Source organism: Paenibacillus sp. J31R30, assembly GCF_059692115.1.
On record NZ_JCAUAV010000007.1, the window covers coordinates 58192 to 70808 of the forward strand.

Here is a 12617-nt window from a genome sequence, read left to right on the forward strand (position 1 = left end):
TAATTGAAAGGAGTTTGATGATGCAAATAACCGAAGTTCGAGAATATATCCCTCAGTTGCGGAAAGCGACAGCTGTTTCAAGGATAAATAAGGGCTTCTCCTATGACGGCAAATACCTGGTTTACGAAAGTAATGACAATCCGACATATGTGCTCCGTACAGCGCCTTTCAACCAAAACGAAAGTAAACGCCGGGAGTTTGAGGCGGTAGAACTTATACATCGGCTTGGTGTCAGAACCTCTGAGCCTGTTGTTTTCGGTTCGCTCGAAGCGCTCGATTTATGTTACATGGTTTTGCGTTTTGTCGAGGGTGAGGACGCTTCCGAAAGGCTGCCATTTATGACGGCAGATGAACAATACAACGTGGGGTTAGAAGCCGGGCGGGAATTATTTATGATGCACAATGTGGAAGCGCCAGGGAACATGGAAGAGTGGTCAATTCGAAGGATTGCGAAGCACAATCGCCATTTGGCGGAATATTTCCGCTGTGGGGTAAAGCTGCCAGAGGAAGATGCCATTATTACTTTTATCAAAAGGCATTTGCCGCTTATTGAAGGCCGCCCGAACCGGTTTCAGCACGACGACTTTCATCCCGGCAATCTACTCGTTCATAGCGGTGCTTATGCAGCGGCAATCGACTTCAATCGTTATGACTGGGGAGACCCGTATCATGATTTTCTTAAAATCGCCTATTTCAGCCGCGAGATTAGCATTCCGTTCTCGATCGGGCAAATTGACGGGTACTTTAATGGGGAAATTCCCGAAGACTTTTGGAACCTGTATGCGCTATATACGGCACTGACTATGTTCGGAACTATCACTTGGACGCTCAAAGTCGTGCCAGAGCAAATTGATTCAATGATGGATCGTATTCGTACGGTATTAGTCGATCACCGGAATTTCGAGACCGCGATTCCGATTTGGTACAAACACTGACAGAGCAAAACACTTAAGAATTGGACAGAGTTGATCGTTCAACTAACGGATAACGTTAGTTCAATAAATACAACATGAAGGCAGCCGTTTAAATATTCGCTTACCTTTTCTCAGCTTTAAAAGAATGTCTTTACCGGGCAGGAAATTTCCGACAGCAGGTACCATAGTCGCAACAATTTAATCACCAGATCGTCTAAATAATGGAAATGATTTTATTCCATCGGAGGAATGGAAATGGGACGATTGGGTTGGTTGCGGACGTTCCTGACTCTTGCCATGCCAGCTTTGATTCTGGCTGCTTGTTTTCAAGAACAATCCACATTACAGAAGGAGAAGCATTTAAATGATCCGTTGGAGGACAGGATAAGCGGCATTATTACCTATGACGATACGACCCGTACCATACCGGTAGACAGCAGCTCATCGAGGACTGATAACCGGAAGGAGATTTCCAATTATAGGAATCTTTATGTCATTCCAGATCCAATCAAAGAGCGTGTTGAGTATGAGATCGAAACTCCCGGTGGGGTGGAGATGTTTTTCTACGATAAAGGCAAAACCTATGTCTTAATGAAAAGTCCAGATGGAAAATCAGAAGTAAACGTCGTAGCCTTACAACAGGAAGGCGATCAAGTTAGGCTCGACTATTTCATCGGCAGTTCCCGTACACAGGGAAGCAGCGAGTTCTACGCACTGGGAGTATTCGAGGATGAAGTGAGGGTTGTTTTCCATCCAACTGACTTTACTGCCCAGGCCGCTTCAAGAACGTTCCTAAGTTCAGATGAAGCCATTCGGTTTGCAAAAAGATATGATCAGAATCCTGAAACGAGCTGGACAGCAAGCTTGATCGAGGATACAAAGGTAGAAATAAACAATAGGGACATAACATACTCACTTTGGGTAATCGAAGCGGTTTACCCTGCAGGCAATAAATTAACTGTTTACCTTGACGCGGTGACCGGAAGAGAAATAGCTATGGCGGAAACGGAATCGCCAAGACTATCTTATGAGAATCAGAAATACCGTTTCAGTCTGGATCTTCCGAGAAGCTGGAAAGGCAAATACTTAATCGAGGAGAATGATCAAGAAGCTGAGTCGGGAAACACTGTTGATTTTTACAATATTGCCAATAAAGAAAAACATGGAGGACTACTCTTCACTATTAATGTCTGGCCAACAAATAAGTGGCAAACAGAGGGGTCACAGTTGCAGGAGCTGATAGGAAACCATGTGTCAAAGATTGGAGATATTGGCGCTAATGTTGTCTTAATAATCACTCCGACGGATGTGCAGTTCAGCCAAGATGATAAAAATCTGGCAGATGATTACCACAATATGTTTCATGATATTGAATATATAAAATCTACTTTTGGGATTGATAAATAGAGTTCGGTTGAATCGAACCAAACAAAGCGAGAGTCGACAATTGGTTGGATCGGTTCTTCCCTGAGAACATACAAGTTTTCAAGGTTTGGGAAGTTTAGTTTGATCAGTGAAGGAACCGCCAATATTTTACTGATTTTTGATCCTGTCCATGTTATTATGAATCCAGTTAATATTTGAAAGGGAAGTGATCCCATGACAGACGACGAATTGAAACAACTTGAAAATTATGAACCTGATCCGTTTGAATATAATCCGATCAATGATCTGTTTGATAAATATGTTAATAATCGTTTTGCAGGAGATATTGAGGAACGGAGCTTTATGGAGGCTTTAATCGCTGTTCAGTCTGAAATGCTGAAAAAGTATGCGAAGGAAGAAGAAAAGGTCAAATGGCTGTTTAAGATGTTGGGCAATAAGAATTTAAAGCCTAATCTCGAAATGGAATATGCTAAACAGTTACCTAAGAAAATACGGAGTATGCACTAGACAAGAGCTTTAAAACACAGGCGCCGCTCCCGGGCGTCCTTTTTGCGTTGTCTTAACAGGGAAAGCAGGAGCATAGCGCTACACGTCGATCTCCATAACGTCTTCATGATTAATCTATATTTGATACGCAAAGCCCGATCATCCCTCAGGAGTTTAACTAGATAAAATGAGTTAACAGCTTCAATAAACCAAAACAGGCTACCCTTTATGTTTGTTCAAAGCAAGAATAACCCCTCCGAACAGATTGGAGGGGATTGTGCTATCTATATTCATCCGTTATTCCAAGCCCTTATTCTGACCAAGCAACCACTTGGGGACAGTTCGGACAAGTTATATAGGAAATTACCATTGGGGATACTGATTTATAAGTTTGAAATAGCCTCCTGTGTCGTCCAAGTAGCACTGGCAAATGCTTTATAATTGGTAACGGCAGCTTGAAAATCCTCTTCACTAATTGTTGCGGTGGCATCGTATACAACAGCTGTTTCAAAACCTGTTTCGATTAGATGCCTCATATGTGACTCTACACAAACGTTGGAAAGCACCCCTGCAATAATTATCTTCTCTTTTCTATGTTGTCGTAACTGATATTCCAAGTCATTTGTTTGTGGGCTGGCAACCTTGTGAGGAGTTGCAATGACGGTTCTTCTATCAAAAATATAAGGTTTGAAAGAATGAACAAAATCAGCTCCAAATGACGGTGGTGTGTACGCATTTGCCACTTGATACATTCTAAGTCCTAAGAGCATTTTTTGTTCATTTCCTGTAAATTGCCAGCCATAATCATGAGGGTATAAATAATGGGGCGATATGAAAAGTTGGTATCCCTTATTTATGGCAGTTCTCATTAATAGTTCTAGGTTTTGTATAGTATTGTTTCGTTCAATAGTTGCTTTAGTCAGATGATAGCCTCTTCCCCCAGGACTCATAAAGTCATTTTGTGGGTCTGTGATTACAATAGCAGTATTATTGGGATGTGGTTTAAAAGGCAAATTACTTACCTCCCTCGCAGCATAAGCTTTCGGAAATGTTGGCATCCTGTTCAGGGAAGATAGATAAGTTGTTTTCTAAAAAAGTTCAGCATTGACACGACAGCTGCACCGAACAAGTACTTAGTCATTAAAAACTCTATAGGCATCTATATGTATTTGTAGTTTGTTTGATTCCCTTTGTTATAGAAAAGTGTGCAACTTTGACGAATTGTTTCCAGAGTGTATGCTAATGGGTAACATGTGCGCAGGAGCTGCTCTAACGCGGCTCTTTATTGCTCATTGAAGTAACGGGCAGCATAGTTAAGTGGTCGTTTTAATGATTTCATTATGGGAGCTCCCTTCACAGGGCATTTTCTAAGGGGTCAGTATATATCTCGCCAAGTATGGCTGGACGTACTGGCCCCAGTGACCTTATGATTTCGTTGCCCTATGTATAATGCCGGATTAACCATTCCACGAGTTTACCTCCTACATAAACACCCATCACACCCATTACAGCTGAAAATACAGGTGGTGCTGGCAACGGAAGGCGAAACAACTTGAAGATAACACCAACTATCGCTCCTGCCAGAAAGGCGAGAAAAACTTCTTTCATTTATTTCTCCTTCTTTTTTTCTTTTTTATAGGATTTGTTAATATTTCCTGTTGTATTCGTACGCAATAAACTGCGAATCTACCGAAAGGCTTGCTGCGTGGTAGCCCTTCTTCGCTCAACAAACTGGCAGTAATGTTTTAAAAGGGATTTTTTGGATTAGCGAATCGAGGCGGAGCTGAAGATCGATCATTGAGTGAAATCAGACAGCTATCTACGTTTTTTTCATTTTTGGCGAGAAATGGATACGTTGTTATTGCCACTCAATACAGAGGCAACGATGGAGGGGAAGGCAAAATCAGTGGGGCGGCGACGATATTCACGATGTGATGATTCTCGTCGAAGTAGCAAAGGAATTGCCTTATGTAGATATGGATCGGAAAGTCATGCTCGGTCTCTTTTGAGGAGGATTAATGACGTATGCGGATCATTCCGCTAACGGGAAACGATAGTTCAATATCAAAAGGGCTGCCGTGTTGCAGCCCTTTTCTCAACTAACAGGCAGTATAATGCAATAAACAAATGAAAGGACTCCTGCGTAGTCGATTATAGAATTTGATCACCGAAGAAGGAACTGATAAGGCTTACCGCTAACTCGGAGGTTTTGTTGCTATTGTCGAGTAACGGATTCACTTCAACAAATTCAGCAGAAGTCACAATACCTGCTTCATGCAGCATTTCGACGGCGAGATGAGCTTCGCGGAATTGAAGTCCACCTTTGACGGCAGTCCCTGTGCCAGGTGCCTCAATAGGATCCACAGAATCAACATCATAGCTGAGATGAACGCCATCCGTTCTTAATTTAATATAATCAATTGCTTCTTGCATCACATGTGCCATGCCCTTTCGGTCAATATCGTACATGGTAAAGCATTTTATACCAAGGGAGCGAATTAGTTTCTTCTCACCCTCATCCAGAGATCGAGCTCCGATAAGCACTATATTTTCTGGTTTCACCTTCGGATTTATACCTTTCATGTTGGTCAATAAGGGATGCCCGATGCCAAGGCTGACCGCAAGCGACATGCCGTGTATGTTTCCAGACGGGCTTGTATCTGCTGAATTTAAGTCGGAGTGTGCATCAATCCAAATGACCCCTAACTGCTTATAATGATTAGATAATCCCGCAATTGTGCCAATGGCAATACTATGATCTCCGCCGATAATGAGTGGGAAATAATCTTGGCTAACGACTTTAGAAATCTGTTCAGCTAGTTGGGTATTGATCTCAATAACCTCAGCGAAATGTTTCAAATTCGATGTTTCCACTTGAGCATCTAAGGGAATTGCTGGTTCATTATCCAGACGCAGATCAGCAACGTGATCAACGGTATAATCCATTTGGTGTAACGATTGAAGTAACCCTGCTTCAAAAATGGCATTAGGTCCATGACTTGCGCCCCGGCGGTCTGCTCCAAGATCAAAGTTAACACTGATAGCAGCTATTTTAGGTTTGATACGCATCGGATCCACTCCTTTTGATTGAATGATTAGATGATAACTCCTTAGGCTCCGCATCTTTGACTAACATTCCCAATCTACATGTAACCATCCTTCTTTACTATGAGCGGACAGAAAATTCCCCATAAATGACATTCAAGCCGCTCAAACTGTTAATGAGATGCATTCCTTAGAGAGCTCGCCAATGTAATCTTGGAACGATTGAAACGGCAGCATTATGGGTGAAATCGCGTAAAAGAAAGAAAGGCGCTGAGACTCGACTAGGAATGGGATAATTGAATAAGAGATTAGTGATATCACAGGTCTCAACATACATTGGGTAGCTAGCCCGAAGCGAGTATCTGAGAGCGATTCTTTAAACACAGATTTATCATTATGCGGTTTGCCTTACTCCAAAAGGCCTCTTTTGACGATGTTTATGGTGATTTTGGGTTCGATGGACATTTCGGGATAGACCTTGTCCCATTGAATTGTTTTCCAATAACGATAATGATGCGCTTTTACTTCCAACCCAATACCTAAGGCATCGCAATTGGCTTGTTGTAGCTCCTTAATGACTTCCTTCGCCCTTTCGTTCAACTTTTGCTCCAATTGCGAGCCGAGCTTCTTCAGCATTTCATCATCGACGTGAATAGTATCGGGCACTTCTACTAGGTCACAAGTGAAGTCGGCACTTATAACCGCCCTGACGGAGCCATTGTCGTTTGTGACGGCAATTTTACGGTCGCCGTCTCGGTTCATGAACAGCGAAACATACATGTTGGAAGAAATGTCCTTCTCGGTTATGGTAAAGTAATCAGGTTTGGATTTCGAGAGCATGATGAAGAGCACGGATGCTTTGCTGTCAAGCTCGCCAGTCATCTGCTTGTTGTGGAATAGCGCGAGTCCTGTTATTTTAGCCCGATCTGCGCCCTTTGGATTGACGATCGGAATCGTAGCGTCGGTACCGTGATTCGTTAACATCGAATAAATTAAATATGGAGAGGATTTCGGAATCAGACCGTTATCTTCGCCGCTCTGTAGCAATTCGTAAAGATACTCACTGACCATCAAACGATCCTCCGCTTTCAACTGCAGCAACTTGCTTGCGGAATCATCCACGATGGCCATTTTGACATTGATCGGACTATGGGCTTCACGGTAATATGACTCCAGCGCGGGATACAAGCTTTTTCGTGCCAATCGTTTGTTGATGAGTATGATGCGCGCTTTCCCGAAATCCAGATTTTGGGAGGTAATTTTCTTAATTTCCATGTAAGCCTCGTTGATCGTCCTCCCTTCAGCGCCGATGATTGGCACAATGACTTCGGATTGGGCTTGTTTCTTTAACTTAATGGTCGGAAGGGATATAGAAAACAGAATCTTATCGTTTTCGAGCAAGTCGAAGGCTTCTGCATCCTCGATCCGCATTTCCTTCAATTCACGTTGGTCCCAGCACCCGGTCAACCCTGGAAGGAGGAGAACCAAGAGCAAGCGTACTACGTACGGCTTCATGTTCGAACTTTCCCCCCTGATAGCCATCTTTTAAGGTAGATCATCATCAACATCATTGCCGGGATCCCGATTGCCGCTGCCGGCCCATAAAGGGAGACGAAGCTTTGGAAGCGGGATAATTGCGAGACATCCAGCTCCCGTTGGCCAAGCACGATCAAGACAAGCGCGCTCACGAGAAGCGCCGGAAGTTTGATTCCCTTTTTGGGACTTGCGATGGCAGTCACCGAGGTCACAAACAGTAACAGATAACTAGATAATGTAGTAATAATAAACAGGATCCAAACAGCCAGCACGATGATATCTGTTCGCTCGATGAGCTTAAACGATATCGTTTTGAACTGAAACAGCAGCGGATGTCGGATGAAACTGATTATTTCGGAATTGAAGATGACCGTCGAAGAGAACACGCAGAGCATATAGATGGCCGTGATTGTGATATTGCAGAGAATTGCAGTACGCAAGACGGATTTAGACGGCATCTGGAAACAAGGCGAAAGAACCATAAGAATTTCTAAGCCTATAAACGACATCATACTTTGCCAAGTGCTGTAGCCGATTTTTACTAAGCCCGAAGAAAATAGAGGCATCACAAAGTGCAAATCAGCATCCTTGAGCGTATAGCAGATCAGCGCGATGAACAATGGAACGATCGCCGTGGCGAACACGGCGAAGCGGGCGAAAACACGTGGCGGATTGGAAACGAGATAGGTGCATCCGCCTATGAGCAGCAGCGCCATCATCCAAGCTGGAGTATTCTCGTAAGCCCATAAATGCGTTATAAAAATCCAACTCGCAAGGGCTTCATAGCATATCGTAAACGAATAGACGGAAAAACCCAGAATGAATAAGCGTCCTAAGTACGGGCCGAGTCGCTGTAATAGCATTTGGAACACGGTTTTGCTCCTGTCTTGCTCGCTAAGCATCCAGACAAGAATCAATAGAATGGTATTCAACAGGCCGCCGAACAGGCAGGCAATCCAGCCGTCAGGCCCGGCCTCGGCGTTAACCGCATGCGGAAGAGATAAGACCCCAAGACCGAATTGCGTTTGGAACAGCAGGCAGAACAACTGAATGGGACCGATGGGCATATTCACAGTCTTCATCGTTTGATGCTCCTGACCGGCAAGCAGTACGGGACGCCGTATGGTTCCAGGGCAAGGAAGTGAATGAGGATGATGACAAACACGAACATCATACCGTAAAAGCCTAAGATTGTTGCCCCGATAATAATCGCGAACTGCATTATCGTCGTTGAGGAGCGCAACTCCGTCGATGGAACCACAAACTTCCCAATCGTCGTAAGCGCGATGATAACAATGAGGATGTTGGACACGAAACCAATTTGGACGAGTGACTCACTGATGGTGATACCGCCGACGATACCCGTCATCTGGGCAAGCGTCGAGGGCAGACGGAGAGTGGCCTCAGCAATGAGTTGGAAAATTATAATCATGAGTAAGACTTCAAATAGCGGGGGGTAGGGTACGTTTTCCAGGGAGCCCTTGATGGTGCTAACCATGGAGAACGGAAGGACTTCATAATTGAAGCCGACAATCGTGATATAAAGACTAGGCAGAATTAGGCCGAACAGCAACCCAACTACTCTGACCATCCTCATCAATAACGAGGGCAAAGTGCCTTGTATAAGGTCGTCCGCCGTCAACATGAACGTATAAAAAGAAACAGGCAGAATAAGGCATGTACTGCTTCGGTCGCAGAGCACGCAGATTCTTCCGCGGGCCAGCAAAGCGGCCGCAAAATCGACGCGTTCCGTGCTGAGGGTTTGCGGAAAGATGGAATACTTGCTTTCACGCAGATTCTTCCGAATTAGGCCGGGGTGCAAGTCGTGTGATGATGACATTGATGATATACGGTTAGTTGCAATATTTACAATCCCCGTATCGGCTGTTCCATCCAACCATACCATAGCGACTAGACGCTTGGCGTTCGTGCCCAGCTTGAAATAACGCACTCTGAGTTCACCAGTGGACAGATGTTTACGAACCAGATTCAGATTTGTCTGCAAATGCTCAACGAAACCGTCTCGATTGCCCGCTAAGGAGCGCTCATTTACTGGCTCCTCTGGAGAGCGGCTGTTTTGCTGACTGACATCGAAGCTGTAGCAGAGACCGACTGCTTCGCTGCAGATTATGGCACTGCCTTCAAGCAGAGCGTCAACAGCATCTTGCTCCGAGAGGCAGGGCTTTACTTTGGTGGCGGTCAGCAGTTCTTCCATGCGCATCGCTACTTGCCCATCATTGGACTCACGCTGTAACTGCTTAAGAAGGCTAAGTTCAATTTTTGCCTTGTCGCACATCGTTTCCAAATACAGAAGCACGGCTTTGTCTTCGCCCATATTCAGTTCTCGAATGATAAAATCGTCGGTATGACAGAGGGCTTCTTGAATCGAAGCGATATCAACGGTTGGCAATATTTCCCCCTCCTTCATGGCTTATAATGACCAGAATTTAGGAATTCATTCACTGGGAAGATATACGCTACAAAAACGGAAAAAATCTAGACCATCATAAGGCAACTGAAGAACGGGCGCATTTAGTTTAAATGGTTGTTATAGACAATGTATTTGACTTGTAAAAAAGGAAACAGTCTAGATTGTACCCCTAACTGCAGCTCATTGCTGCAAAATCTAGCGCAAGGCCATGAATCGTTGAAGTCCGGCGACACAAACATATGCGCATAATGCGCTATGATAGTAAAGGTTAGGTTTGTAATGGATTATTAATTTTGTCATTAAGCTAGAGGGCAGTTATGCAAGCAACAGCACTTAACCCTGCACAACGTATCCTAAGTGTATGTATAGGGCATTATATGAGGCATTATATGAGCATGTTTCGTGTATGGGGTGAATGATGATGATGATTGGAATATATGCAGCCCTTGTTATGTTCATCATATTCGTTACTATCGGGTATTTGATGTATAGGGAGATCAAGTATATTGATCGTGAAAATGTATCAGGCTTAGCCTTCAATCAGATCAAGGCTGCAAAGCAGGTGGAGGAGGTAGCCAAGGACGTAGGTGAAAGCCTAGAAGAACTTAGAAAGATCCATGCTGATATGGTCCAAAGGCAAGATGAAGAGAAAGTAAAGACGAAGGAACCAAACAATCATTAAGCGAACGGATAACATTAGTTCAGACAAACAAGAGAGCAGATCGCCGCTTCAACTACTCTTTTTGTTATTAAGGTATGGGGTAGTTTAGTGTAACATTAATTTATATTTATACGTCTATTTTATCAAGTCATCAATTTTGCCAAAGCGAATGACGAGAATCCTTCGCACAACAAAACCAGCAATGTTGAAATGGTAATAGGAAAAGAGATATGAGGTGCATCATGAACAAGAAAGCGTTAAGCATCATTTTCCTTGTCATTGGCGGCCTTGCGCTGCTGCCCTATCCTTTCTTGATGATTGGGAACATCATGCAGATTGCTGGGGTTCGATCGGGTGGCGAGAGCGCCTTGATATTATTCGTCGTATTCGCTTTCGTGATCGTGTCTAGCTTGTATTTGATTACGTATTTGGTGTGTTTGATTCTCGCTATCGTCAAGCGGAAGCAAGGAATCTTACTGATTTCGGCGATTCCACTTTTTCACCTTCTCTTGGTTTTTGCGTTGCTTTTGGTTTGGTTCTTATTTGGATAGGAAAATCAGAAAGAGTGTAAAAAGGATGGCTACTTCATGGAGTTGCAGAGGTGGGTAGTATGTCCAAATGTGTAGGTAACGGAGCATCAGAAGTTCTCAGAACCCATTAATTTCAGCTTGCGGTACGTGCTGGGGGATTGACCGAATGCTTTCTTAATTAGTTTGGACAAGTACGGAAACGGTGATTGGTCAGTTAAGGAAATATGGATCAAGGAGCTGTATTAATCTCATTTCCGACCATGTTGAGCATAATAGTGAGGCTACCCAATATAGGAATCGACAATGATGTAATATTTACAATGGGTTCAGGGAAACGGCAATTTACAGTTGAAAAATATCTAAAGATATTTATTGACCACCACAATCATCACCTCAAACAAAAAAGTCGCTATTTTGGCGGCTTTTTTGCGTTATTGGGCAGATTCGTGTCATCCCAGTAATTCCCTAATTTTATCATTCGGGGAAACCGGAACCTAAGCACCTGATCTACGAACCGCATACCTTACAATTGTAGTTGATTTCCGATGAGCAGGAAGAGTGGAAGTAAAATTGTGATTGAGAAGGCGCATATTGGCACTAGTATGCATTCTAACTCTCGTTGGACTTTTATTTGGATGTTCAAATTCAAATCAGAATGGAGTTGGGGGTCAAATGGGAACGGGATACGGATCCAAATCGGAGAAAGTTGAACCATTTGTCGTAAAAGGCAGAGCAATCGATTCCTCAGGAAAACCTTTGGCAGGGATCAAAGTGTATGCCGAAAATCAATTTAATTATCTTAGCTATGTAAGTGCTGTGACAAATGTAGATGGTTATTATCGTATTGAGCTTCCGGAAGTAAAGGCTACTTGGAAAACGTATAGCGTATCTTCGCTTAATTTAAATGGCAGTCAATATAGCATCAATTTAACATCACAGATTGTTGATCCGTTCGGAACAAGTGCAGGAGCCATTCGCAACTTTGTTTATGATCTCTCTAAGGGAGTCGTTCAAGTCGGCTTAGAGATTGGGGTAATAAGTAATTTTGACCTGAATAGTGTCGTACTGACGCTTACACCACTTGGCCCATCCCAACTTGGAGGAAGCGGGGGTACTCCCATTAGTTCTCTTGTATCGCCCCTTCAATCAGGGGTAGGGCTAACAGGGGTAGGGCTAGAGCGTCTTCCCCTTGGCAAATATAAGGCGACTGCCCAGTACTTTGTAAATAACAAACTAAGTCCGTTACTTATACGCCAAAGAAACACGGGGCAATACGCGGAGACAGTTAATTTTGATTTCCTGCCTGACGGCCCAAACTTGCTTATTGTTAAGCTCCAAGTTATTCCTCCGAATGGCATTAGAAGGTGAAAATTTGTAATCGATTTCGGTAAGACAGGGTACCTTGCAGAAGATGAAAATGTGGAAAGAACCCGTCCTGTTAATTGTCGGATGACAATAACAATGTTCGAATCATTCAACTAGAAGATCTGTTAGCTCAATCTGGTGTTGGGCTAGAAGGAATGACACTCCTAATCGGGCCGCAGCTGCAATTGTAGACCCTTAGCTCGTTGCTTAGGGTCTCTTTTTGCTACTAAACTATTGGTAGTTTAAGTAATTTTAAGCCATAC

General features: G+C 43.6%; 12 protein-coding genes. 6 read left to right on the forward strand and 6 right to left on the reverse strand.

The features are described from left to right. The first annotated feature begins 17 nt into the window (after positions 1–17). From AC58QO_RS22115 to AC58QO_RS22125, 3 genes are all read left to right on the forward strand, one after another. Complete coding sequence (locus AC58QO_RS22115) at positions 18–935, forward strand: phosphotransferase family protein (RefSeq protein ID WP_497269287.1); 918 nt, start codon at positions 18–20, stop codon at positions 933–935. A 234-nt stretch (positions 936–1169) separates the two neighbouring features. After that, entirely contained in the window at positions 1170–2321 is a 1152-nt protein-coding gene (locus AC58QO_RS22120; protein ID WP_497269289.1) for a hypothetical protein, read from the forward strand. A gap of 192 nt (positions 2322–2513) precedes the next feature. Continuing rightward, positions 2514–2807 (forward strand): hypothetical protein, encoded by a 294-nt coding sequence (locus tag AC58QO_RS22125; RefSeq protein ID WP_497269290.1) that lies wholly within the window; start codon positions 2514–2516, stop codon positions 2805–2807. A 362-nt stretch (positions 2808–3169) separates the two neighbouring features. Here the strand turns inward: AC58QO_RS22125 and AC58QO_RS22130 are convergent, their stop codons facing one another. The 6 genes from AC58QO_RS22130 to AC58QO_RS22155 form a co-directional block, all read right to left on the reverse strand. Then, entirely contained in the window at positions 3170–3799 is a 630-nt protein-coding gene (locus AC58QO_RS22130; protein WP_497269292.1) for a cysteine hydrolase family protein, read from the reverse strand. Between the two features lie 427 nt (positions 3800–4226). Beyond that, positions 4227–4394: a XapX domain-containing protein gene (locus AC58QO_RS22135; RefSeq protein ID WP_497269293.1), complete on the reverse strand. Its 168-nt coding sequence runs from the start codon at positions 4392–4394 to the stop codon at positions 4227–4229. A gap of 543 nt (positions 4395–4937) precedes the next feature. After that, positions 4938–5849, reverse strand: a complete 912-nt coding sequence (gene rocF, locus AC58QO_RS22140) for an arginase (RefSeq protein ID WP_497269617.1) — start codon at positions 5847–5849, stop codon at positions 4938–4940. Between the two features lie 390 nt (positions 5850–6239). After that, positions 6240–7346: a Ger(x)C family spore germination protein gene (locus tag AC58QO_RS22145; RefSeq protein ID WP_497269295.1), complete on the reverse strand. Its 1107-nt coding sequence runs from the start codon at positions 7344–7346 to the stop codon at positions 6240–6242. Next, complete coding sequence (locus AC58QO_RS22150; protein ID WP_497269297.1) at positions 7343–8449, reverse strand: GerAB/ArcD/ProY family transporter; 1107 nt, start codon at positions 8447–8449, stop codon at positions 7343–7345. The genes AC58QO_RS22145 and AC58QO_RS22150 overlap by 4 nt, the downstream gene beginning before the upstream one ends. Next, entirely contained in the window at positions 8446–9777 is a 1332-nt protein-coding gene (locus AC58QO_RS22155; RefSeq protein WP_497269299.1) for a spore germination protein, read from the reverse strand. Before AC58QO_RS22155 ends, AC58QO_RS22150 begins: the two co-directional genes overlap by 4 nt. Before the next feature lie 442 nt (positions 9778–10219). Here AC58QO_RS22155 and AC58QO_RS22160 point away from each other — a divergent pair, with 442 nt between their 5' ends. From AC58QO_RS22160 to AC58QO_RS22170, 3 genes are all read left to right on the forward strand, one after another. After that, positions 10220–10480: a hypothetical protein gene (locus AC58QO_RS22160; protein WP_497269301.1), complete on the forward strand. Its 261-nt coding sequence runs from the start codon at positions 10220–10222 to the stop codon at positions 10478–10480. 221 nt (positions 10481–10701) lie between these two features. Next, positions 10702–11010, forward strand: coding sequence for a hypothetical protein (locus tag AC58QO_RS22165; RefSeq protein WP_497269303.1), 309 nt, complete (start codon positions 10702–10704; stop codon positions 11008–11010). A 651-nt stretch (positions 11011–11661) separates the two neighbouring features. Next, on the forward strand, positions 11662–12357 hold the full coding sequence (locus AC58QO_RS22170) for a carboxypeptidase-like regulatory domain-containing protein (RefSeq protein ID WP_497269305.1): 696 nt from the start codon (positions 11662–11664) through the stop codon (positions 12355–12357). The last annotated feature ends 260 nt before the right edge of the window (positions 12358–12617 follow it).

Bases quoted from the DNA above. Each gene is read 5' to 3' on its own strand.
- AC58QO_RS22115 (WP_497269287.1), top strand. From the start codon at position 18: ATGATGCAAATAACCGAAGTTCGAGAATATATCCCTCAGTTGCGGAAA.
- AC58QO_RS22120 (WP_497269289.1), top strand. From the start codon at position 1,170: ATGGGACGATTGGGTTGGTTGCGGACGTTCCTGACTCTTGCCATGCCA.
- AC58QO_RS22125 (WP_497269290.1), top strand. From the start codon at position 2,514: ATGACAGACGACGAATTGAAACAACTTGAAAATTATGAACCTGATCCG.
- AC58QO_RS22135 (WP_497269293.1), bottom strand. From the start codon at position 4,394: ATGAAAGAAGTTTTTCTCGCCTTTCTGGCAGGAGCGATAGTTGGTGTT.
- AC58QO_RS22145 (WP_497269295.1), bottom strand. From the start codon at position 7,346: ATGAAGCCGTACGTAGTACGCTTGCTCTTGGTTCTCCTCCTTCCAGGG.
- AC58QO_RS22150 (WP_497269297.1), bottom strand. From the start codon at position 8,449: ATGAAGACTGTGAATATGCCCATCGGTCCCATTCAGTTGTTCTGCCTG.
- AC58QO_RS22160 (WP_497269301.1), top strand. From the start codon at position 10,220: ATGATGATTGGAATATATGCAGCCCTTGTTATGTTCATCATATTCGTT.
- AC58QO_RS22165 (WP_497269303.1), top strand. From the start codon at position 10,702: ATGAACAAGAAAGCGTTAAGCATCATTTTCCTTGTCATTGGCGGCCTT.
- AC58QO_RS22170 (WP_497269305.1), top strand. From the start codon at position 11,662: ATGGGAACGGGATACGGATCCAAATCGGAGAAAGTTGAACCATTTGTC.